This window comes from Polynucleobacter sp. MWH-Aus1W21 (assembly GCF_018687275.1).
GTDB lineage: Bacteria > Pseudomonadota > Gammaproteobacteria > Burkholderiales > Burkholderiaceae > Polynucleobacter.
The window spans coordinates 1,422,080-1,446,011 of record NZ_CP061287.1; the positions used below are offsets into that span (position 1 = coordinate 1,422,080).

The following is a 23,932-nucleotide window of genomic DNA, read 5'->3' on the forward strand; positions in this document are numbered from 1 at the left end:
ACCTTACTTACGCCCAATACCGAGGCGGCGACTACGCACTATTTGATATGGTCTTACCAAATAAGTTACAGATGCAAAGCCGCTCCAAATGTGCACTAAGCGAGTAAATGGGAAAATTAAAAAGATAGTCATACCCAAAAACATATGCAACTTAAATACCCAATCAACACCACTCAGCAGAGCAACTGCGCCGGAATTAAAGGTAACGATATCTTGAGCCCAACCAGCCAATTTCATCATCATTGAGCCATCTAAATGCTGACCTGAAAGCGGGATAGTTGCAAGACCTAGCAACAGCTGGAACCATAAAATGACAGCAATCAAAATATCGCTAGCCTTAGATGTGGCACGAATACGATCATCTGTTAAACGACGATGTAACAGAATCGTCAGACCAATAAACCCAAACGTTCCAGCAATACCTCCTGTTGCCATAGCCATTACTTGCTTTTGCCCTGCGGTAATGAATGGCTCATACAAGAAGTGCGGCGTTAGCATTCCAAAGAAATGGCCGAAAAATAAGAATAAGACCCCAACATGAAAAAAGATGCTTCCTATGCGCAACTGTTTTTTACGTAATAGCTGACTAGAATCGCTTTTCCAGGTGTATTGGTCTCGATCAAACCGAATCAAGCTACCTACAAAAAAAACTGTCAGGCAGATGTATGGGTAAATTCCAAAAATAAAAGTATCTAAATAGCTCATGACTGAACTCCCTCTAATTCTTTTGCGCGCTTCACAAAGTGCATTGGTTGCGCTTCCCCTGGTTTAGATTGACCTCGCGTGGAGCAACCGCTAAATGCTGGTGGCTCCGCCCACTCCTCATCCATAGAATTTTCTTCAGGTTTTAAGTCAACAATCTTGAACTTTTCACCTGAAAACTCAATGGCAGCAGCAATTAGCCATGCATACTGATTATTACGAGATACCAAAGTTGAATACACTGCATTCAAAATGTGAGCCATTTCACCAATAAATTGCTTAGCCTGGTCCAATGGAAGCGTTGAAGCAAACTCAAGAATGATGGATAAATGATCAGGCAACTCATTGGCGCTTAATTGCAAACCACCTTCTTTATAGGTTTGCAGCAAATCCACCATTGCCTGACCTCGCTCACGTGAGTCACCATGGACATGCTCAAATAGATGCAAAGAGGTTGCTCTGCCGCGATCAAAGCACTCTACATAGTTTTCTTGTGAATCAAATAAATCAGATGTTTGTAAATTCTTTACAAAATCTACCAAACCGCTATGCACCTTCTTACTTAGCTTTGGCATGCCATATAAAGCCTCGGCAACTTCAGCTAAATGCTCCATCAATTCCTGATCGGGATATTGCAGCAATCTAGATAACGCTCTTAAAGGTAATGAATGTTTCATTCTTTCTCCTTACACTGCAGGCTTAATTGGAATAGTCCGACGTTTTGTGCCGCCGAATAAGCTTAATTCAGAGTCGCCATCAGAACAGCCATTACCGAAAGTAAATCCACAGCCACCTTTCATATCAAAAGTGTTTTCAGCGTACTCTCGGTGCGAAGTTGGAATCACAAAACGATCTTCGTAGTTTGCAATTGCCATAATCTGATACATATCCTCAACCTGATCTTCAGATATGCCGGCCTGTTTAATAGCTTCTAGATTTCTGGTTCCGTCTACATGCTTATCCCGTTGCCATGCGCGCATTGCCAACATCTTCTCAAGAGCAGACACGACCGGCGCTTCATCACCAGCCGTCAACATATTGGCTAGATACTGAACTGGTATACGCAATTGCTTCACATCAGGAATATGTCCATTGACGCCAACATAACCAGCTTCGACTGCACCTGTTACCGGAGACAATGGCGGAACATACCAAACCATCGGCAAGGTTCTGTATTCCGGGTGAAGAGGTAATGCAATTTTCCAATCCATCGCCATCTTGTATACAGGGCTTTTCTTGGCCGATTCAACCCATGAAGGTGGAACGCCATCCAATAAGGCTTGCTTTTGAACTTCAGGATCATTCGGATCTAAAAATACTTTTAACTGAGCGTTATAGAGATCCTTTTCATTTTCAACGCTGGCAGCATTTTCAATTTGATCAGCGTCATACAGCATCACTCCTAAATACCGGATACGCCCAACACAAGTTTCAGAACAAACAGTTGGTTGACCAGCCTCGATACGTGGATAGCAGAAAATACACTTCTCTGCTTTGCCACTCTTCCAGTTGTAATAAATCTTTTTGTATGGGCAGGCTGATACGCACATACGCCAGCCACGACATTTGTCTTGATCTATCAGAACAATGCCATCTTCTTCGCGTTTGTATATAGAGCCTGACGGGCATGATGCTACACATGCTGGATTTAGGCAGTGCTCACAAAGCCGTGGCATATACATCATGAAGGTATTTTCAAACTGACCCCATACATCTTTTTGCATTTGATCAAAATTGGAGTCTTTACTACGTTTTGCGAATTCGCCACCAAGAATTTCTTCCCAGTTTGGGCCCCATTCAATCTTTTCCATCCGCTTGCCAGTAATCAAACTACGTGGTCGTGCTGTTGGAGCCGCCTTTGATTCTGGTGCGGATTGAAGATGCTCATAGTCAAATGTAAATGGCTCGTAGTAATCATCAATTTCTGGCAAATTGGGATTTCCAAAGAGATTCATCCAAATCTTGGATCTACCACCTTGTTTTGGTTCAATCTTGCCATTGCTTTTACGTTTCCAACCACCCTTCCACTTCTCTTGGTCTTCCCAATTTTTTGGGTATCCAATACCAGGCTTTGACTCCACGTTATTGAACCAAGCGTATTCCATGCCAGGACGGTTAGTCCAAACTTGTTTACAAGTAACAGAACAAGTGTGACAACCAATACACTTATCCAAGTTCAAAACCATGCCAATTTGTGCGCGAATTTTCATCTTATTTCTCCGTTACGCTTGAACTGTGTTGGCATTTTCACTATCAAGCCAATCAATATTTCGCATTTTTCGAACCTTCACAAATTCATCGCGATTTGTGCCAATCGTTCCGTAATAGTTAAATCCGTAACTTAATTGGGCATAACCACCAATCATGTGAGTAGGCTTGAGAACAATTCTCGTTACTGAGTTATGAATACCGCCACGCATACCCGTAATTTCTGATCCAGGAGTATTAATAATCTTTTCCTGCGCGTGATACATCATGATCATTCCTGGGTTTACCCGTTGACTTACCACTGCTCTAGCTGCAATTGCGCCATTCGTGTTGTACAACTCAACCCAGTCGTTATCGACAATGCCTGCTTTTGCAGCATCGTCTTCACTCAACCAAACCACTGGGCCACCGCGATTTAAAGTCAACATCATCAAGTTGTCGCTGTATGTTGAATGAATGCCCCACTTTTGGTGCGGTGTAATGAAATTAAGCACAATTTCTTTATTCCCATTTGGCTTAATACCTTCAACCTCACCAATGGTCTTCAAGTCAACTGGCGGTCTGTATGAAACGAACCCTTCCCCAAATGCTCTCATCCACTTGTGATCTTGATAAAACTGCTGACGACCAGTGAGTGTTCTCCATGGAATGTATTCATGAACATTGGTGTAGCCTGCGTTATAAGAAACTTTCTCACTCTCTAAACCTGACCATGTAGGCGAGCTAATAATTTTTCTTGGCTGAGCCTGGATATCACGGAACCGAATTTTTTCGTCTTCGCGATGCAGGGCTAAATGGGCGTGTTCACGACCGGTGATTTTTGAAAGTGCATCCCAAGCTTTAACAGCTACGTGCCCGTTAGTTTCAGGAGCCAGCATTAAAACCACTTCAGCAGCATCAATATCTGTGGAGATTTTTGCCATTCCCGCCATTTCGCCGTGCTCAACTTTGCCATTAAGCTCACGTAGCTGCTCGACCTCAACTTTCGTATCCCAGGCAATTCCTTTGCCACCATTGCCAACCTTATCCATTAGCGGGCCAAGAGCGGTAAATCGATTAAAGGTATTTGGATAATCCCTTTCCACCACGGTCATCTGTGGAGCAGTTTTTCCTGGGATTAAGTCGCATTCGCCTTTTTTCCACTCCTGCACATCAAATGCTTGCGCCAATTCTGCAGGGGTGTCATGCATTAATGGGGTGAGAACAATTTCTTTTTCTACTCCAAGATGCCCAACACATACTTCGGAGAACTTTTTAGCAAATCCTTTGTAAATTTCCCAGTCACTATGCGCTTCCCATGCAGGATCTACTGCTGTAGATAAAGGATGGATAAATGGATGCATGTCACTGGTATTCAAATCATTTTTTTCATACCAAGTAGCCGTTGGTAAAACGATATCGGAATACAAGCAAGTGGTGCTCATCCGGAAATCAAGCGTAACCAATAAATCCAACTTGCCTTCTGGTGCTTTGTCGTGCCACTCAACCTCAGATGGCCGCGCCTCATCCTTGCCTAAATCCTTGCCCTGCACTCCATGGCTTGTACCTAATAGGTGCTTTAAGAAGTACTCATGGCCCTTACCTGATGAGCCCAAAATATTTGAACGCCATACAAACATATTGCGTGGCCAGTTATTTGGGTGATCAGGGTCCTCGCAACTCATCTCTAGGGAGCCAGCTTTAAGACTCTTAACCGCATATTCCTTTGGATCTTCACCAGCAGCAATTGCTTCTTTAACAACATTCAAAGGATTAGTTTTGAGCTGAGGAGCTGAAGGCAACCACCCCATTCGCTCTGCACGAACGTTGTAGTCAATCATGCTGCCTTTATAGTCATCTTTATTCGCTAGAGGAGATAACACTTCCTCCATACCCAATTTTTCATAACGCCACTGATCGGTATGGGCATAGAAGAAGCTAGTAGAGTTCTGTTGGCGTGGTGGACGAATCCAATCTAAGGCAAACGCCAAAGCAGTCCAACCGGTTTGAGGACGAAGCTTCTCTTGACCCACATAGTGAGCCCAACCACCACCGCTTTGACCAATACAACCACACATCATCAACATATTGATAATGCCGCGATAGTTCATATCACAGTGGTACCAATGGTTCATGGCGGCACCAATAATGACCATGGACTTACCTTTAGTCTTCTCAGCGTTGTCGGCAAACTGACGTGCAACGGCGATTACTTGATCACGTTTAACGCCAGTGATTGATTCTTGCCATGCCGGTGTATAAGGCACGTTGTCATCGTATGATTTTGCGCAATCACCGCCCAAACCTCTATCAATGCCATAGTTGCCAGCCAATAAATCGAAAACAGTTGCTACAAAAACTTCTTTTGAAACTCCATTCTCAACAAAGGACATTTTTTTAGCAGGGATATTGCGCACTAAAACATCGCTTTGCTTATTAACATCAAAGTGAGGTGTGTCGATACCGCCAAAGTAAGGGAATCCAACAGGCACCACATCATGAATCGCCTGATCCTCCATCAAAGATAACTTGAGGGTTACCTCGTTATCGCGATGCGCTTCTTTGGACTCAAGATTCCACTTGCCTTGATCTTTACGACCTTCTTGACCCCATCTAAAACCAATTGAGCCATATGGAACTACAGGCTTGCCAGCAGTATCTAACGCTACCGTTTTCCACTCAGATCCATTGGTTTGACCTAAATTACCCTCGAAGTCACTTGTGCGAGCATATCGACCAGGTACCAATACTGTTCTGCCGTCTTCAAGCGTCTTTTCTTCTAACACAACCAGATTTGGCATATCAGTGTAGCGACGCACATAGTCATCAAAATATTCAGTGCGCTTATTGAAATAAAACTCTTTCAAAATCACATGGCCCATCGCCATTGCGATCGCAGCATCAGTTCCTTGCTTTGGGTGCATCCAGATATCAGCTAATTTTGAAACTTCGGCATAGTCCGGAGTAATTGCTACTGTCTTAGCGCCCTTATAGCGAACTTCTGTGAAAAAGTGCGCATCAGGAGTTCGCGTCTGAGGAACATTTGAGCCCCAGGCAATGATGTAAGTAGAGTTATACCAATCAGCCGATTCAGGTACGTCAGTTTGCTCACCCCAAACCTGTGGGCTAGCTGGCGGCAAGTCGCAATACCAATCGTAAAAGCTCATGCAAACGCCACCAATCAAACTTAAGTAGCGTGAACCAGCGGCATAACTGACCATTGACATCGCTGGAATTGGTGAGAAACCAATAATACGATCTGGGCCATGCTTTTTGATGGTGTAAACATTGGCTGCTGCGATGATTTCATTTACCTCATCCCAAGACGTGCGCACAAAACCGCCTTTGCCACGCATCTCTTGCCAAGTTTTTCTTTTGGTATCACTTTCAACCAAAGTAGCCCAGGCATCCACCGGGCTTTTTGCAACCGCTCTTACTTCACGCCATTGTTTTAGCAACTTGCCACGAATCATCGGATACTTCACGCGATTGGCGCTATACATGTACCAGCTATAACTAGCCCCACGAGCACAACCGCGTGGTTCGTGATTAGGAAGGTCTGGTCTTGTACGAGGGTAATCTGTTTGTTGTGTTTCCCAAGTTACGATGCCGCCCTTGACATAAATTTTCCAAGAACATGAGCCAGTACAGTTTGTGCCATGTGTTGAACGGACGATCTTATCGTGCTGCCAACGTGATCGGTAGGCATCTTCCCATGTGCGGTCTTCACCAGTGACCTTTCCATGTCCCTCTGAAAATGATTCAGTATCTGTAGATAAAAATTTCAAGCGATCTAAAAAATGGCTCATATCAATCCTTTAAGTTCTTTTAGCAAGGCATTGGTGCATTTTTACGGCTGTAGTACCACCAAGTAATCAAGGTACATGTGACGTAAAAGACAATGAAGGAATACAAAGCAGCTTCAGGGCCGCCAGTAGCAGCAATGGATGTTCCGTAGCTCTTTGGAATAAAAAAACCACCATATGCGCCAATCGCAGAGCTAAATCCCAATACAGCAGCAGCTTCTTTATTAGCGTCACGGATTGCCTGTTCTTTATCTGCTGGACTATTTACGGCGGCACGCTGACGCTCAGTTAAGAAAATTACTGGAATCATGCGAAATGTTGAGCCATTCCCAATACCTGATGTAGCAAATAGCAGCATGAACGCAATGAGAAATCCATAAAAATTACCTCCAGCACCTTGCGAAGGTAAAAAATTCAAGACGGCAAAAACGCCAGCGCCCATTGCAATGAAATTCCAGAATGTCACGCGAGCGCCACCTAATTTATCTGCAAGCCAACCACCGAATGGACGCGCTAAAGCACCCACTAAAGGGCCAAGCCAGGCATAACTCAATGCATTGACACCTGGAAACTGACTTTTAATTAACAATGGAAAACCAGCTGAATAGCCAATGAAAGAACCGAAGGTTCCTAAATACAACCAGCACATTAGCCAATTATGTTTACGCTTAAAGATCACAGCCTGATCAGCAAATGAAGCTTTTGCTTCCGCTAAGTCATTCATGCCAAACCATGCTGCAATGGCTGAAACTGCAATAAAGGGCACCCATATGAATCCGGCGTTTTGCAACCACATAGGGATTGGTTGACCCGCTTTCATAACAGTTTGAGATTCACCACCTAAAGCCCCAAAGACGCCAGCAGTAATTACCAGTGGCACAACAAGTTGAACAATCGATACACCAAGGTTGCCAAGGCCAGCATTTAATCCCAGCGCAGTTCCCTTCTGAGCCTTCGGATAGAAAAAACTAATGTTTGCCATTGAAGATGCGAAATTGCCGCCGCCTAAACCACACAGTAATGCCAAAGTAATAAAGAACTCATAAGGAGTTGCTGTGCTTTGAACTGCAAACCCAATGCCTATTGCCGGAATCAAAAGCGATGCGGTAGAAATGGCAGTCCATCGCCTTCCACCAAAAATAGGAACGGCAAACGAATAAAAAATGCGTAACGTAGCGCCGCATAGCGCAGGCAATGATGCCAACCAGAAAAGTTGGTTGGTTGAAAACTTAAATCCAACATTCGGGAGGTTTACTACCACCACTGACCACACCATCCATACAGCAAATGCTAAGGTCAATGCCGGAATTGAAATAATCAAGTTACGTTTTGCAATTGATTTTCCAGTCGATTCCCAAAAATCTTTATTTTCTGGTTCCCAACGGGTAATTACTGTAGAGGACATTTTGTGCCTTTCTCTCTTAAATGATTATTGGGTGGATTTAAGTGATTTCTCACCCATCACCTCAGTCTTGCGAACTTCAGTCAAATACATCCAAATCAATGAAACCCATACCACTCCATACATCAGCATGAATGCGCTAGAACGTACACCAGTGATATCTAAAATTGCGCCAAACATGATTGGCAAAATGAACCCGCCCAATCCACCTGCTAGACCCACAATTCCAGAAATGGTTCCAATATTGTTTGGATAGTCATCACCGATATATTTGAAAACGCTGGCTTTACCAAATGCCCAAGCCACTCCTAATATCGCCATCAAGGTTGTGAAGGCGTAGATGTTTAAACCAATGTGATAGGTCTGTGGACCATTGATTGTTTGGATCGTGAAATCAGTTTGCGGATAAGACAAAAGGAAGAGGCAAACCCAACTGACCCACATTACCCACCAAGTCACTTGGTGAGCGCCATACTTATCTGAAAGCCAGCCGCCAATTGCTCTTAAGACTCCGCCTGGAAGTGAAAAGCAAGCGGCCAATAACGCTGCAGTGCGAATTTCCAAACCAAACTCACCAACGTAGTACTGCACCATCCAAAGACTTAAACCAACATAGCCACCAAATACAATGCTGTAATACTGGCAATAACGAAGTACCTTCGGATCCTTAAGCGCTTTTAGTTGATCTTTAAAAGAAATATTGCTTGAAACCAAATGTGATGGATCGCTCGCGCTAAACATCCAAAACAAAATTGCCATCCCGAGCATCACAGCGGCATAAACCTGGGGAACCATTGCCCATCCAAAAGCCACTACTAGAGCTGGCGCAACAAACTTATTGACTGCAGCGCCAGAATTACCAGCGCCATATACACCCATTGCAAAGCCTTGACGATTTTTTGGGAACCATCTTGCAACGTAAGGCGTTCCAACTGAAAACGATCCGCCAGCCAAACCAACAAATAATCCAATGGTCAAAAAGTGCCAATACTCTGTCGCATATGCCATCATCCAAATAGGGATAACAGTCGATAGCATCAAAATAAACATCACAATGCGACCGCCGAAGCGATCAGTCCAGATTCCTAAGGGCACACGTACTAATGAGCCAGTCAGAATCGGTGTAGCCGTTAATAAGCCAAATTGGGTTGCATTTAGATTGAGTGCTTTTTTGATTGGGATGCCAATAACACCAAACATCATCCACACCATAAAACATACGGTGAATGCCAAGGTGCTCACAATCAGGACTGAATAAGCTTTATTGCTGGTTTTGGTAGTCGTACTCATGAATATCCCCTAATCTCATGAGTGATTATCAAAACTAGAGGATGCCGAGCATATCCCCCAAAAGACTACTTTTGAAAAGCAGTCGAACTATGTCTATAGACAGACATAGCTCTAAAGAACTACTACTTAAGAAGTAATGCCCTCTGCGCTCGCAAAAACAGCAACTTGGACACGCGATGAGAGATTGAGTTTTCTAAGTACGTGCTGAACGTGAATTTTTACAGTTGTTTCAGCAATACCCAGCTCTCTTGCGATTTCTTTATTACTTGACCCAGTGGCAATGAGCTTTACGGTTTCAAGCTCTCGAGGGGAAAGACTCGCCAATAAAGATGAACTGGCTGGGCGCTCATCTGTCTTTTTATTCGTCTTAAAGGCGCTCACGAGCTTGTGCGTCATCTCTTTACTAATGACAGACTCACCCGCAAAAGCCCTACGGATACCCAACAGTAGATCATCTTTTTCACTAGTTTTGAGCAAATACCCCTGCGCTCCATTCTGCAGCGCCTGAATTAAATCCCCTTCATCCTCGCTAACAGTGAGCATCATCACTGTTGACTCAGGGGATGCATGAAAAATGTCTGGCAAAGACTGAATACCACTTGCGCCTGGCAAATGGTTGTCTAACAAAATAACATCGGGCTTTAATGTTTTGCAAAGTCGAATAGCCTCAATGGCGTCTCCGGCCTCTCCAATCACCTCAAAATCTTGCGCCTGCGAAAGCAGAGCAATTAAGCCGCGCCTAAATAAGGTATGGTCATCAACGACCAGTATATGAATCTTTTCCACGTTTATACCCTCACACCTTTCCACTTAGGCAAATTATGCTGGCAATGTTAGCAGTACTTTAGCGCCAGCAGGAGTATTAGCCTGAACCTGTAGATCAGCGCCAATCTTCATTGCTCGCTCTTTCATAATACTCATACCCACGTGCGTGCTATCAATCGATATTTCATCCGGGGAAAAGCCAATGCCGTCATCTATGACTTGGAATATCCATTGTGGTGACTGGTTCACAACCACCTTCACATTTTTTGCCTTGGAATGCTTGCGGATATTTGATAAAGCTTCTTGTATTACATGCATTACCTGTATTTGAACATCTGGCGCCAAAGGCAAGCCTTGCCCATGAATCTCTAATTCGCTATGAATGTCTGATTGATGCTCAAATTTTTGCAAAGTTGTTCGAATTGCAGTTTCAATATCCTCAGTATTTGTTCTTGTTCTAAAGTGCAACAACAACTCCCGAACATCGCTGTAACTTTCACGCAAACCTTCATCTAGCTCGCCAAGAATTTTCTTCGCTTTAGTGGTGGCCGGCTCAACCAATTCATCCTTTAGCATGCCCACTTGTAACTTCAGAAATGCTAACGATTGGGCAATCGAGTCATGTAACTCTCTTGCCAAAAGACTCCGTTCCTCAGATATTGCCGCTTCTTTTTCCATCGCTTTAATACGCACAGCCTCCATAGCTCCTGCCAGATGGTGGGCAAGTGTTTCAAACAATGACTTTTGATCCTGATCCAAATCTGTTGGATCAGAATAAAAAATATCGATCTCACCTAGCAAATCTTGCTGAAAGAGAATCGGAACAGTAATGAGCGTCTTATAGCCAGCTCGCACACAATGCCGCTCTGCTTCCGTTTTGGGATTAAATGTAACGACTTGAACTTCACTAAGGCCTGTAGATTGGCCGCAATAGCAATCTCCTGAAACTACACACTGCTCTTCATGTGTAATTGTTTTTGGAAGATTTGCGCCAGATAGTAAAAAGTATCGGCGGTTCGCCTCATCAGTCCAGCGAATGGCAATAGCAGAAGCATTACTCAAGCTCATAATGCGCTCGGAAAATCCCTTGGCCAATTTTTCCAGGTTATCTTCGCGTGATACAAACGAACTTAGATCATATAAAGCTTGTAATCGATTTTGGCGTTCTTGCAAGTGCAAGGTCTTCTCCGCCACCTTAGCTTCAAGACCACCATACAAATCACTAATGGTGGAAGTCATTGAATTAAACCCAGTAGCCAAATCACCAAATTCATCCTGAGCATCAATCTTTACTCGGGTATTGAGTTTGCCGGACTTAACACTCTCAAAACCTAAGCGTAACTTTTCCACGGGATCCAAAATAACCGAGTACCCCACATACATAATTAATAAAGTGGCAATGAGTGAAGTTGCTAACATTGCAAACTGAAATAAATGCAACAGATTAGTCCAGTAATCTACTTCACCTTCGATTGAACCAACAAATCGATCAATACTGGAGACAAAATTATCAACTTGTGCAATCGAAACACTATCAGATTTTTTACTCACTAAATCTGCTTTAATGGCGTTCCATTGACTAGAGATATTGGCAAAATAAATTCGATTGACTTTATTCCAGGGTACAAAAAGCGGTCTTGATGGGTCGCCATATTTCAGGGCGATAATGCTATCGTCAAACTTATTAATCAATTTAGAGGCTGCCTCTTTATTGCCTTCGCTGACCAAAAGAGCCAATTGATATGTTTGCATACGCATACGGCCAGCCTCATTAATTGCCGCAGCGCCACCCTCTAGCTTCCAAGTTACCCATAAAGTAAAGCTGATCGATATCATGGCCAGCACCAACAGCGCAGCGCCAATGAACGTTAGCTTCTTTTTTAGGGTAAATTCTCTATTCATCATTTAATAAAACTATACCTAAAAGCGATCATGCAAAGAGACAAAGAACCTAATTGGCTTCACCGCCTCCACCCTGGACTATTTGGAATGTCCTTAGGGTTACTTAGTCTTTCATTTACCTGGAGCAAATACTCCCACGTCACCTCAATTTCAACCTTTTGGATTGAGCGCTTTTTCCTGGGTCTTGGCCTCTTTATTCTATGCTTTCTAGCAACCCTCTGGAGCATTAAGGCGGTTTTCTACCCAAAGGCAATTAAAGAAAAGTTTCTAAATCCCGTTTTAGGCCCCATGATGGCCTACTTTCCAATCAGCACAATGCTTGCCATTGCTTTGCTCTTTCCTAGATTTCCAGAGTACGCAACATTTGCATACACCTTAACTGCGATTGCACTCATCATCCAAGTCACCATTGCCTGGCGCGTGGTTTACCTACTGTCCATGGGTAATATGCCTAGCGATCAAGTAACACCCGCACTCTATCTGCCGATTGTTCCAGGCGGCTTAGTTGGTGGCGCAGCATTAACTGCGATTGGATTACCTGGTTTTGGATATCTCGTTTGGGGTATGGGACTGGGGGGATGGGCGTTATTAGAAATGCGCATCTTGCATCGTTTATTTGCCGGTCCTTTGCCACCACAATACCGAGCAACGATAGGTATTGAAATGGGCCCTGCTGCAGTCAGTACTATTACCGCAGTAAGCATCTGGCCCAACATTCCTGTGGATGCTGTATTAGTTGGCCTTGGAATTGCCTCTGGGCCTATTTTCGCAGTGCTAACCAGATGGAGATCTTGGACAGCAGTTCCATTTTCATTTGGATTTTGGTCTTTCGCCTTCCCCGCAGCAGCAACAACTTCTTGCATCATTGAAGCCGTCATTCGTGGCGGATGGCCCAATGCTGCTGCAACAATCGCAATTACATTAACTACTGCCCTCGTCCTTTATTTACTGCTACGGACTTTTGTTCTATTGATTAAAAGACAGCTCTATTAGATTTGTTCATCCGCATGAACCAACGTACCCGCAGCTAGTACAGTAATCGCAGCCATCTTTTTTGATCATGGCATGAGCTCCGCAGTCTGGGCACTTTTTACCAGCCATAAGACTGCCTGCAGCACTTTTCTGTGAATCGATTTCACCAATTGCAAAATCTTCAGCCGACTTGAACTCAGCAATTCCCCTCTTTGCCAAAATATTTTCGATTGCAAAAGCAACAGCAGCCACTTCAGAGTCATGCCACATCGGCGCTAACGCACCATCTTGTTTTTTCTTAGTACCTAAGCGCACAGGCCCTCTATCCCAAGCTACTTTTTTCATATCGCTTAGCGCTCTTGCTAAAAAGCCCCCACGAGCCGCCAATGAAAGCATCCGCATACTAGAAGTAATCCACTGTTGCGATTCACCACTTTGACCTACAGGCATAAAAAATTCAATGGCCCGCTCAACACTCGCCTTTTTGCCATCTACCAAACCTTCGACAGCTAAGAACGAAATCACAAGATAAAGCGTCTTTTTACCTTCTTGTGTCCAATAGGTAATTTTTTCAGCAACTGCTGGCAACTCCCCATCTGGGCGTCGATCGATTACTTTTCGAGATGGGTTGCTACGCAATTCATCCACATCCATGGCTGGCAAATCATTTTCTGTAGAAGATGGAGTCACCTGCAAAACAGAACCCAAAATATTATTGGGCCTATAGGTAGCCAATCCCTTTAGATGGGATTTCCAAGCAGTGATGTACAGATCTTTAAATTTTTCATAAGGATAATCTGCAGGGACATTCACTGTTTTGGAGATCGCAGTATCAACGTATGGCTGTACAGCTTCCATCATCAATACATGATCTTCTGCGGACATTTCCAACGCAGTAACAAAATACTCTGGAAGATTATTCACATCCCCACCTAAATCACGGTACACCCGCCAAGCATGGTCCTCTACCGCGTACTCTTTAGTAGTACCATCGGCCTCTCTCTTTTTGCGGGTATAGGTCCACGAAAACGGTGGCTCAATGCCATTGGATGCATTATCAGCAAATGCCAAGCTAACGGTTCCTGTGGGGGCTATAGAAAGCAAGTGGCTATTGCGAATTCCATGCTTTCGAATGTCCGCCTTTAAAACATCGCTCAAGCGACTCGCGAAATTTCCACCAGAGAGATATTGATCAATATCCAAAGCAGGAAATGAGCCCTTTTCCTTTGCTAATTCAACCGAAGCGCCATAAGCAATATCGCGAAGTTTCTCAGCAATTTCAGCTGCTTTAATACGTGCTGCTGCACTATTGTAGGAAAGCTTTAACATGATTAAAGCATCGCCAAGCCCAGTAAAACCAACACCAATACGCCTTTTTGCGCGAGCCTCTAAACCTTGCTCACCTAGCGGCCAATACGTAGCATCTAACACGTTGTCCAACATGCGTACTTGTACTTTGACAACTTGAGCAAATCGCTCAAAGTCAAAATAAGGCTCGCCATCAAAACCAAAGGGATGGATAACAAACTTTGGCAGAATGATCGGGCCGAGATCGCAGCAACCGTAAGGAGGTAATGGTTGCTCACCACAGGGGTTGGTAGCATCAATCCGTTCGCAATAGTACAAGTTGTTATCGCGATTAATATTGTCTAAAAATAGAATGCCAGGTTCCGCAAAGTCATAAGCAGATTGCATTACCGCATCCCAAATCTCTCTTGCTCTTACCTTTTTATATATCCAGAACCGATCTGTTCTTTGATATGCTCCCGCAGAGATTAGCGCCTCGCATGGTTTAGCTTTATGGCAAAGCTCAAGCTCGCCATCTGAGCCAACTAATTTCATAAACTCATCAGAAACTCCTACAGAGACATTAAAGTTATTCCAGCGTCCAGGCGTTCTCTTGGCGGTAATAAATTCCAGCACATCAGGATGATCTATACGCAAAACACCCATTTGCGCGCCTCTGCGTGCGCCAGCACTCTCTACGGTTGAGCAAGACTGATCAAATACGTTGATATAACTACATGGCCCAGAGGCGATCGAGGCCGTTCCCTTTACCTCAGCGCCTTTAGGACGAATTCTGGAAAAGTCATAGCCAACACCTCCGCCACGACGCATCGTTTCTGCAGCCTGCTTCAAAGCTTCATAAATGCCTGGGTACCCATCTTCATCGGAATCCTGAATGCAATCCCCAACCGGCTGCACAAAGCAATTAATCAAGGTTGCTTTAATGCCTGTCCCAGCCGAACTCATAATGCGTCCAGCCCCAATCGCGCCAGCATAAAAATTATCTAAAAATTGCTTTTCTACTGCATCTTGAATTTCGGGATCTTCAACTTCTGCCAGGCTTTTTGCGACTCTCTTAAAAATCGTATCTGCGTCAGTCTCTCCGCTTTTTAAATATTTTTCTGCTAATACATCAACGCTAATTGGCTGCATAACCATATTCGATTGGCTCCACATCAGATAAAAGTCTTGTAATTAAATCGATTACTGGGCGAATTTGAGTGCCAAATGGCAATGCACCTGCGCCTCTAAAAAAAAGTCCTTTTTGAACGCTGCCCACCAATGCGCTTCCAAGAACCTTGTCAATACAAAATTGACCCCACGAACTATTCCCATCCCTTAAACCACAGTCATGCAGGCAATCAAATACCATTGTGCAGCGCGGTTTTTTGCGGGCCGTTTCTTGGAGAACACTCTCTACTTTGAGATATTTGCCAAGCCATGGAGTCTTCACTGCTCGGGCTGGTAGACCTGCGACACTGAGGAACTCTACGATGTCTTCTTTTTTCGCGTTAGCTAAGACATGCTTAAATGCATCGTCAGCGTCACCTTCAGTAGTAACGGCAAAGGCGGTACCCAACTGCACTGCTGATGCACCCAAAGCCTGTAGCCTCTTAATATCCTCAAGACTTGAAATACCGCCAGCAGCGATTAAAGGAATCTTTCCTGCTATTCCAGCTTCTTCAAAAAATTTGAGCACTTCTGGAATAACATTTTCAAAATCAAATTTAGTGTTATGAATATCTGTAACGCTTGATGCTCCAACATGCCCGCCAGCTAAACGGGGATTTTCAATCACAATGGCATCTGGCAGGCGACCTTTTTTCATCCACTTCTTAACTAATAATTGAACACCTCTAGCCTCAGAAAGAATGGGGATTAAAAGGGCATCTGGATAATCTGCTGCCAAATCCGGCAAATCCAGCGGCAATCCAGCACCTACAACAATGATGTCAGCGCCGTTTTCTAAAGAACACCTTACATATTGAGCATATTCGTTGACGGCTTTCATCACATTCACAGCGATAAGACCAAACCCGCCAGCATCTTTCTTGGCCTGAAGAATCTCACGCCTCAAAGCCTCTATATTTGCCGCATTGATTGCCTCTCGACTTTCAGAACACGGCTTGAGATGCTGGGTTTGCTCCATTAAATCAGGATGTAGACGCCTCAAATCAATCGACGAAATCGTTCCTACACCACCGGCTTTCGCCACAGCACCAGCTAAACGATGAGCCGATACTCCAACGCCCATACCACCTTGCACTATAGGCAATATGTTTTTCCCTTTTATCACCAAGGGAGACACGCCACTCTTAGAAAGCAACTCCATAACGTCAGTCGGAATTAATGTTGTCATTGAATTACCTAAGTAGTGTTGTGGCTATTGCTTAGCCAGGCTGCCCATCTAATCGAGGTTTTGTTAACCAAGGAAAATATTTAAACAAATACAAAATAAATGCTGTACACCAGCAAATTCCAGCCCAGCCAAGAGCGGAGTGAAACCATGTTCCACTGAAGGCATGAGCCAACATCCAAAATATTGCTGTAGCTTGTACCAATGTATAAGCAAGCGTTTCGATTACACCTGCAATTAATGGGCGGCCGGTATGCCCCATTGCAGTGCGCGTAATCATTCCAATGATGAGCCCTGCGGTTGCGCCAATCCCAAATGCATGCACTGGTATGTAAATCGTCACAAAACCTAATGCAGAGAGCCCCAAGAGAATAAAGCCAAGTGGAATCCATAAATATGCAGCATGCAAAACCAATACGATTGGTTTAGAAACTGTTGCAAGAGGATTCCAACCCCACAACATCTTTAATTGAATCAGACCGGTAAATAGACAAACTATCGCAGTCAAATAACTTGCTGGAAAAAAAATCCACAGCAAGAAAGATGCGCCACAACAAGCAAGTACTAAGGTCGCTAAGTTTTTATTACGAATTTGCTTTATCCCAAAAAATGCGTTAGCCGTAAAACTTGGTATAACTCTGCCCCCAATCATGATCTCAATCATCACAATCAAAAACAAAGAAATAATCAAGACTTTATTGGCGTCAATTTGAATTCGATTATTCGCCGAAAGATAGAACACAGCATTTAAAACACCCAATACACTCAAAATGAATGGGAGAAATAAATTTCTATACATGCGCTGATGCAAAATCAACCTGCCAATAGCAATCGCAATTGCAGGTAAAAATAAAACATCTACAACTGCTAGGTAGGGACTCAATAATGGCCCGACTCTTCCAGCAATCCAAAGCAAAACCAATAACATTAATGACTTGCCAGTTGGAGTATCCAAGCCCGTCCAAGCTCTCACTGCCGTAAGCGCAAAACCAGCTACAACCGTAGCAGCAAAACCAAAAATCATTTCATGAGCGTGCCACTGAATACCAGGTATTTCGCTATTACCCCTGAAGCTATAGCCACTTAATTCGCATAGCCACTCAACTACGGCAATCACAGACCAAAGCGCTGCCAGCAAATAGAATGGTCTAAACCCAAGAGCAAATAAAGGCATTGTCTTTTTGGACATATCAATTAGTCTTAAGACTTCGCCTCTAACTCCGCAATGCGCTTCTTTAAAGCCCGATCATTTTGGAACCGCTCAGTATCATCTCTGACTACAGCGGCAATTCCAGTCACTTTCCCAGAGGCATCGGTCAACATGGCTACGGTAAAGGCAATAGACAAAGGCTTACCTTCTTTATGTAATGCGGGTACTGTCAATAAAGTTGTGCCATAACGGGTGGTTCCTGTATCCATTGATTTTTTATAGCCATCCCAGTGTCGATCTCTAAAACGATCAGGCGTAATGATGTCCAGGCTTTTTCCTAAAGCTTCACTAGAGCTATATCCAAAAATGCGCTCTGCTGCAGCATTCCAAAAAACAATATCCCCTTTGGCATCGGAAATTACCACTCCATCGCCCATAACATTTGCTAGCTGTTCAAAATTCACCTGATTTGACATACAAACCTCTATCTAAAAATTACAAATTTGGAACATTTTCCTAATAATGGGTGGTGTTTGATATAGCCCGATAGAACTATGTAACAAAGTAAGGTTTCTGATAGATCATCAAAACACCCCTTCTTTTGCGATAGATCAAATACCATTCCAGCTAATTGGAATTTAATAAACGCATCATGCAAAAGAAGTTTCCAATCAATCCACCACACCCCGAACGTGTTTGCTGGGGATGCGAGAGATACTGCCCATCGAACTCCATGGCTTGTGGAAATGGCTCAGATAGAGCCCAACATCCGTATGAATTATTTGGTGAAGGATGGGAAACGTGGGGCATGTATAATCGAGACTTACTAAAGAACCCGCAATAGCGCCATGAATGACTTAACTATTGCAAGGTCAATACATATTCTTAGCGTAGTGATTTGGATGGGTGGCGTTACATTTGTGACGCTAGTGCTCATACCAACTCTGAGACGATCCTCGTTTCACGTTGATCAACTGGCTATTTTCAATGTCATTGAAAATCAATTTGCCAATATCGCCAGAGTAATGGTCTTGTTGGCGGGAATTAGTGGGTTCTATATGACCTATAGATTGAATGCTTGGAACCGCTTTACAGAAATTCAATATTTCTGGATGCATGCCATGGTTTTTGTTTGGACACTCTTCTTTCTTGCTCTTTTTATAGTTGAGCCATTTTTCTTAAAAGAGCATGGAAAGATGGTCAAGAATGGGCACAACATCACCAACCTACAAAAAACTCAAATTGTGCATGCAATTATTTTGCTATTAAGTTTAGTCACAATAATTGTCTCCGTTCTGGGTGCCCACGGATTTTTTTATTAAAAAATACCCGCCATATGGACGGGCATGAACCATAACTAGTTATGGAGGAGACTTGTTAAATCCTACTCCTGATATTTAGATGAAACAAGCGTTACTTATGTAACGCTCAAATAGCCACCCTTTTAATCACCTCTAGCTTTTGCTCCAGGGTATAACCAACCGTCCCGTAGTTATTAAACTCTGACCCCCCACTAGAGTGCCCTGTAATACTTTCAGCTAAACGGGTTGGAATATCGTTACAAGCTTTAAGCCGATCAATAAACGCATGTCTAAACATATGGCTACGAAAGCCTAGACCCCTAAGACTTTTACCCATTGCAGCTGAGCATGAACCATTCCCGTTCTCTTTGGCGTAGTTTGGCGCGAGCCAAGCACTTCTCTTGCGTAGCGCCCTCTCGTATAACTGGGTAGCTGCTTCAAGAGATATGCCATATAAAGGTACCGCCCGAATACTCGATTTGGTCTTGCGATCCGATAGTCTATTTTGACGAATCCAAAGATGAGGAATGGGATGATCCAAAATGCAATCCTCAAGCCTTGCAAAAACCAGTTCTGATAAACGCATACCCGTATTGAGCTGGATTAACCCTATCAAAGCATAGTTAGAGCGATTCTCTAGCAATCTGGCTTTTACGCTCTCAATCAAAGTGGGTGTCACCACAGCCATGTGGCGCTTAGTCTCACCCTCCCCTTTAATGCGCAGACCCCTAAAAGGACTTAAGCGATCAATATCCAAAAATCGAAAGGCTAAATTGAGTATGGCATTGAGGCAATTATGGTGCTTGCGAACACTAGATGGGGTAAGACCTCTTTTGAGCTGATGATCCCGATAGGTAGTGATATGCCAGTGCTTTAGCTCATCTAGTGGCAAATCACCATACAGATCACAAAAGTAATTGAAATAACGGGTAGCGTCATCTCGAAAACGCTTACGGTGGGATGACTTACTTTCAGCCAGGTAAATCTCAAAGGCAGTACTGAAGGTGGGTCTTTTGCCATTTGGTAAGGCTGAAAAATGATTAGCCACCAATTTACCTAAAAACTCCTCATCAAACGGCACCCCATTGACATTGACCATTCTCTGAACAAATGGGTCCTGAGTTTGGGCTTCAAATTGCTCGTTACTACGCACTAATTCCAATGACATAAGTTCTCCAAAAAAGAAATTAGTCAGTAGTACTGTAGTTTCAGATTTTGGGAATTCCTACCGGTTTTTTGAGGGTTGAAAAGTTCGAAATCCGGCCCACAGATTCGAACTTTGCACCAAAAAGCAATCGCACAGTCAATCGCACAGTCATTTTTTTGTCGCTCAAAGCCATATGCTATATAGGTTTTTGAAGAGGCACGACTTCTTTTAATCCGTTGGTCGCGAGTTCGAATCTCGCCCGACCCACCAGTTATACAAAAGCCTCTAGAGAAATCTAGGGGCTTTTTCTTTTGGGTTGTGGCAGATGTGGTTGCTGTGCGGACCCAATGGAAAATCTATGGAGTCGTTGTGGGTCAGGATGGGGGCGCTGGGTGACCGTGGGCAACTGAAACACAGAATGTTCAATGCAAAACAATCGCCTTTAGAAGCTTTAAAACTCGATAAACAATAGCCCCTATTGACTGCGCAAACAAGCCTACAAAGATACATACAAATGCTGTCAACCAAGGATCTGGTGAATACATCCCGAAAATTAAAAATGTAACTGCACTTATTGCCAATCCAAACCCAATTGCAGCCTTTTGTGGCACTCCATGAATTCTTGGTCCCGGAGGAATATATTCCACCTTAATTCCTTTGTGTTCAATATCAACCCAAACGCCTGGGCCACTAGCCGATGGTGGTATGGCAGTCAAATAAGTCATAGCAATTTTTTGACCTCTATTAAATACGGGTAATTTATATTCTCTGCTCTTGTTATAAATATCGTACTGCTGTTGTGTTGGAGTACCACCTGGTTGAACAAACATTAGCTGTTTGAATGCTGGAGACCATTCAACAATTCTAGGCGTGCCAATGATTTCAGTTCTTTCAGTCAAAAGAATGGTGTCGCCTGAATAAACCTTGAAAATAACTTCAGAAAAATCACGGCTAGTATCGTTTGTTAATTCAACCCTACTTGTATACAAATTGGAGACTGGATTTCCTTGCCAGGTTGCCTGAATCGAGCCAAAAATAGGATCAATTGAAGAAGAGGCTATACGTTCATGGTGAACCACATACTCAAGTCGCCTCACTCTATTACGAAGGTACAGAACGAGCGCGCCAGCAAAGGCGGCAAATATATACCTTACGAATTGATTGTGAAAAATATCTTTTAAAAAGGAAAGATCCATCTTTTCTTATTCCTCTGTATTCTTATTCGAATTCTTATAAAGCAAGACTAACCCAGTAATTGGGGCAAAGAATAATCCCATAAAGAACCAAAGCCAAGCATTGCGGTTAGTTGTCTGAGCCCAATAAGCACAGAAGATCCCAAATAAGAAAAAGCCTATTCCAGAGTATTCATTCATCATAGTAATTTGCATGTCCCAAAAGCAATTCCACCACGGCCATTATTCTCAACAAACTTCATATCCGGGAACAGCTGAATATCGTACTGACTTCTAAATAAGTAGAACTTCTTGTATCCCACATGCTTATCCGCTTCCACCCTATCAATATCGTAGGAATCACAAGTGACTTTGTTGTCATTAGGCTTAATACTGCATCTATCGACTTTGGGCTTATCTGAATCATGAATTCTGGCGGAAAACTTGTACTTTTCCATTTGGGCTGGCTGGTACACATTCTCAAAATCTAGCTTTCTCGTAACTGTACAGTCATAACTGGCTGCATTGGCTAGTCCAGCTGCTAGCAGCAATCCTAGGGAGATAAGGTATTTCATGAAAAGCCTTTGGCAGTAGATCGATTGCTCAGTTTAGTTATGGGATTGATAAGTGTCCAGGCTTAGTTAGAAGCAGCATATGACTAATAGCCTGTCGTGTTTCCCGACAACCTAGGCTTTCCCCGCCCTACTCTTGCGATTTCTTTGCTCAAACTCAATAGCTTCTTCTAATACGGCTTTTTGACGTGCAGCCTCAAGAGCAGCTTCTTTTTGTTGTTTGATTAAGTGCTTGCCTGTAATCACTTGCCGGTCATTAAGCAGTGACTCTAATGTGGGCTTACTCTTCCCAGGGGAATCTTTCACGACTTAATTTCTCTATGATTTCACACAACGTCTTTCTGACCCGGCAAGCCCATATCACTCTAGCTAATGCTGTAAACCTTTGAAATATCAGAGGTTTATGGCTTAATTATTGGGCAGAATTTCCTAGGAAATCAGCCCCAAATCCACTAAAATAGAACTATGCCAACTAAGTTTGCTTCACAATCTCAAGTCCGCCAATACAACGTTTCTAACGCTGTGGCTTCTGCTCGGATTGAAGGTATTGTTCCAACTAAGCAGTTAGAGCAAAACCTCACTGATTACGTTGCTGGTAAAAAGAGTATTACGCAAATACTGGAAGAAACTAAACAACGTTATGTCACGCTACGACGCGGATGACACTTACTGCTATTCAGGTACAGACGTACTTCGCAACAAAGCAGAAATAACTAACGCACAAGATTTAGACGCCTATGAAGGTGAGCTATCTACTTTGCGCTCAATTGAAATTCTAGAGAGGCCCATAGCAGGTCAATTTGACCTTGCTCATCTTCAGCGTATTCATTTGGCACTCTTTCAGGACGTATATGACTGGGCCGGCAAGATTCGCACAGTAGATATTAGTCGTGGCAATAGTCGTTTTGCCAATGTGCGGTTCATTGAGTCAGCAGCAAGCGATATCTTTAACAGACTGGCTCGCGAAAACTGGCTCAAAGGCTTTGATGCCGACTCCCTATCAAAAAGATTAGCTCACTATTTATCAGAGATAAACGCCCTTCACCCTTTTCGGGAAGGAAATGGTCGCGTACAACGGATATTCATCTCCCAGCTTAGTCAATCAGCTGGATTTCAGCTTAACTACTCCGATCTGGAGCAGGAGCAAATTTATCAAGCAATGGAATTGGCCTTTAATGGCGATGAAGCTATTCTTGCCAATTTGATATCCGAGCGCCTGGATCGAAATGAATAGGTTTGAGCAATTTACTGACCTGTCTAAGCCAATTAGACCTCTTTAAGATCGTTGGTCGCGAGTTCGAATCTCGCCCGACCCACCAGTTATATCGAGGGATCACAGCAATGTGGTCCCTTTTCTTTTGGTTGAATGGAATGTGTTGGTGACTGCTTAGGTTCAATAGGTGATCCATTGGACCGTGAGCGACTATGAGCGTCTCAAGGGGCTTGCAAGTGTCGTGTTTCGAGACACTTAAACACGTGGTTTGTCGGGTAAACCGACAAATCATGGATTTATGTCATATGCTCACAGCAGGTCTCTAGCCACCCCTTCTGCCTTGCTAATTCATAAGCATAATGAAAGCGCTTCTTAAACTCAGCTCTCTTAAGACATTGTCTACCGGCGTCAATGCACTTTTCTAAAGTCCATGTTGCGGGCACGGCGGGTTTTCTTTTGAAACCCTTGATATGAGTTGTGCATTTAGTGAGCCAGCCCCTTTTGATGGCTTTTGCATAACTGACGGGACTCTTTTTTTCCCAGTCTACTCTAGTTGTGAAATGAGCAGCCTCTTCTATACAACGCTCAAGCGTCCAATAACTCTCTTCTGTAACTGATTGATTCAAACACCAGTTTCTCACTGGTGTTGTCGTCCTAAATTGCTTGAAAAGAGGTACTTGGGAAATTTGAGCTTGCATCGATGTCTCC

22 protein-coding genes are annotated in these 23,932 nt (G+C 43.5%); 5 read left to right on the plus strand and 17 right to left on the minus strand.

What is annotated here, in order from left to right; translation table 11 throughout:
- Positions 1–3: 3 nt before the first annotated feature.
- From narI to ICW03_RS07295, 8 genes are all read right to left on the minus strand, one after another.
- A complete protein-coding gene (gene narI / locus ICW03_RS07260; RefSeq protein ID WP_215346896.1) occupies positions 4–705 on the minus strand; it encodes a respiratory nitrate reductase subunit gamma in 702 nt (233 codons plus the stop codon).
- The gene (gene narJ, locus ICW03_RS07265; RefSeq protein WP_215346898.1) at positions 702–1,379 is read right to left on the minus strand and encodes a nitrate reductase molybdenum cofactor assembly chaperone; all 678 of its coding nucleotides are present in this window, start codon (positions 1,377–1,379) and stop codon (positions 702–704) included. Before narJ ends, narI begins: the two co-directional genes overlap by 4 nt.
- A 9-nt stretch (positions 1,380–1,388) precedes the next feature.
- A complete protein-coding gene (gene narH / locus ICW03_RS07270) occupies positions 1,389–2,912 on the minus strand; it encodes a nitrate reductase subunit beta (RefSeq protein ID WP_215346900.1) in 1,524 nt (507 codons plus the stop codon).
- A 12-nt stretch (positions 2,913–2,924) separates the two neighbouring features.
- The gene (locus ICW03_RS07275) at positions 2,925–6,698 is read right to left on the minus strand and encodes a nitrate reductase subunit alpha (protein WP_215346902.1); all 3,774 of its coding nucleotides are present in this window, start codon (positions 6,696–6,698) and stop codon (positions 2,925–2,927) included.
- Between the two features lie 19 nt (positions 6,699–6,717).
- A complete protein-coding gene (locus ICW03_RS07280) occupies positions 6,718–8,100 on the minus strand; it encodes a NarK family nitrate/nitrite MFS transporter (protein ID WP_215346904.1) in 1,383 nt (460 codons plus the stop codon).
- A gap of 24 nt (positions 8,101–8,124) precedes the next feature.
- Positions 8,125–9,387 carry a nitrate/nitrite transporter gene (locus tag ICW03_RS07285; RefSeq protein WP_215346906.1) on the minus strand — a complete coding sequence of 421 codons (1,263 nt, stop codon included), beginning with the start codon at positions 9,385–9,387 and terminating at the stop codon, positions 8,125–8,127.
- A 126-nt stretch (positions 9,388–9,513) separates the two neighbouring features.
- Positions 9,514–10,179 carry a response regulator gene (locus ICW03_RS07290; protein ID WP_082784113.1) on the minus strand — a complete coding sequence of 222 codons (666 nt, stop codon included), beginning with the start codon at positions 10,177–10,179 and terminating at the stop codon, positions 9,514–9,516.
- Positions 10,180–10,206: 27 nt separating this feature from the next.
- The gene (locus tag ICW03_RS07295) at positions 10,207–12,057 is read right to left on the minus strand and encodes a type IV pili methyl-accepting chemotaxis transducer N-terminal domain-containing protein (protein WP_215346908.1); all 1,851 of its coding nucleotides are present in this window, start codon (positions 12,055–12,057) and stop codon (positions 10,207–10,209) included.
- A gap of 27 nt (positions 12,058–12,084) precedes the next feature.
- On the opposite strand from ICW03_RS07295, the gene ICW03_RS07300 reads away from it, so the two are divergent.
- Positions 12,085–13,047, plus strand: coding sequence for a hypothetical protein (locus tag ICW03_RS07300; RefSeq protein WP_215346910.1), 963 nt, complete (start codon positions 12,085–12,087; stop codon positions 13,045–13,047).
- A gap of 6 nt (positions 13,048–13,053) precedes the next feature.
- Here ICW03_RS07300 and ICW03_RS07305 read toward each other — a convergent pair whose 3' ends face one another.
- The 4 genes from ICW03_RS07305 to ICW03_RS07320 are packed head-to-tail and all read right to left on the minus strand — an operon-like array spanning position 13,054 to position 18,295.
- The gene (locus tag ICW03_RS07305) at positions 13,054–15,471 is read right to left on the minus strand and encodes an adenosylcobalamin-dependent ribonucleoside-diphosphate reductase (protein ID WP_251374373.1); all 2,418 of its coding nucleotides are present in this window, start codon (positions 15,469–15,471) and stop codon (positions 13,054–13,056) included.
- Entirely contained in the window at positions 15,452–16,672 is a 1,221-nt protein-coding gene (locus tag ICW03_RS07310; protein ID WP_215346914.1) for a nitronate monooxygenase family protein, read from the minus strand. The genes ICW03_RS07305 and ICW03_RS07310 overlap by 20 nt, the downstream gene beginning before the upstream one ends.
- A gap of 31 nt (positions 16,673–16,703) precedes the next feature.
- Positions 16,704–17,858, minus strand: coding sequence for an NnrS family protein (locus tag ICW03_RS07315; protein WP_062309706.1), 1,155 nt, complete (start codon positions 17,856–17,858; stop codon positions 16,704–16,706).
- A gap of 11 nt (positions 17,859–17,869) precedes the next feature.
- Complete coding sequence (locus ICW03_RS07320; RefSeq protein WP_215346916.1) at positions 17,870–18,295, minus strand: PAS domain-containing protein; 426 nt, start codon at positions 18,293–18,295, stop codon at positions 17,870–17,872.
- A 176-nt stretch (positions 18,296–18,471) separates the two neighbouring features.
- Here ICW03_RS07320 and ICW03_RS07325 point away from each other — a divergent pair, with 176 nt between their 5' ends.
- Both ICW03_RS07325 and ICW03_RS07330 read left to right on the plus strand, forming a co-directional pair.
- The gene (locus ICW03_RS07325) at positions 18,472–18,663 is read left to right on the plus strand and encodes a DUF3079 domain-containing protein (protein ID WP_215346917.1); all 192 of its coding nucleotides are present in this window, start codon (positions 18,472–18,474) and stop codon (positions 18,661–18,663) included.
- A gap of 4 nt (positions 18,664–18,667) precedes the next feature.
- Entirely contained in the window at positions 18,668–19,141 is a 474-nt protein-coding gene (locus tag ICW03_RS07330; protein ID WP_215346919.1) for a hypothetical protein, read from the plus strand.
- 106 nt (positions 19,142–19,247) lie between these two features.
- On the opposite strand, the gene ICW03_RS07335 is transcribed toward ICW03_RS07330, so the two are convergent.
- From ICW03_RS07335 to ICW03_RS07350, 4 genes are all read right to left on the minus strand, one after another.
- A complete protein-coding gene (locus ICW03_RS07335; protein WP_215346921.1) occupies positions 19,248–20,288 on the minus strand; it encodes a tyrosine-type recombinase/integrase in 1,041 nt (346 codons plus the stop codon).
- A 401-nt stretch (positions 20,289–20,689) separates the two neighbouring features.
- Complete coding sequence (locus tag ICW03_RS07340; RefSeq protein WP_215346923.1) at positions 20,690–21,463, minus strand: hypothetical protein; 774 nt, start codon at positions 21,461–21,463, stop codon at positions 20,690–20,692.
- A gap of 176 nt (positions 21,464–21,639) precedes the next feature.
- Positions 21,640–22,014 carry a hypothetical protein gene (locus ICW03_RS07345; protein ID WP_215346925.1) on the minus strand — a complete coding sequence of 125 codons (375 nt, stop codon included), beginning with the start codon at positions 22,012–22,014 and terminating at the stop codon, positions 21,640–21,642.
- 111 nt (positions 22,015–22,125) lie between these two features.
- Positions 22,126–22,317 (minus strand): hypothetical protein, encoded by a 192-nt coding sequence (locus ICW03_RS07350; RefSeq protein WP_215346927.1) that lies wholly within the window; start codon positions 22,315–22,317, stop codon positions 22,126–22,128.
- 159 nt (positions 22,318–22,476) lie between these two features.
- On the opposite strand from ICW03_RS07350, the gene ICW03_RS07355 reads away from it, so the two are divergent.
- Together ICW03_RS07355 and ICW03_RS07360 are read left to right on the plus strand one after the other, a co-directional pair.
- Complete coding sequence (locus ICW03_RS07355) at positions 22,477–22,674, plus strand: antitoxin VbhA family protein (RefSeq protein WP_215346929.1); 198 nt, start codon at positions 22,477–22,479, stop codon at positions 22,672–22,674.
- Complete coding sequence (locus tag ICW03_RS07360; RefSeq protein WP_215346931.1) at positions 22,652–23,245, plus strand: Fic family protein; 594 nt, start codon at positions 22,652–22,654, stop codon at positions 23,243–23,245. Before ICW03_RS07355 ends, ICW03_RS07360 begins: the two co-directional genes overlap by 23 nt.
- Before the next feature lie 275 nt (positions 23,246–23,520).
- On the opposite strand, the gene ICW03_RS07365 is transcribed toward ICW03_RS07360, so the two are convergent.
- Complete coding sequence (locus ICW03_RS07365; protein ID WP_215346933.1) at positions 23,521–23,922, minus strand: hypothetical protein; 402 nt, start codon at positions 23,920–23,922, stop codon at positions 23,521–23,523.
- Positions 23,923–23,932 lie beyond the last annotated feature (10 nt).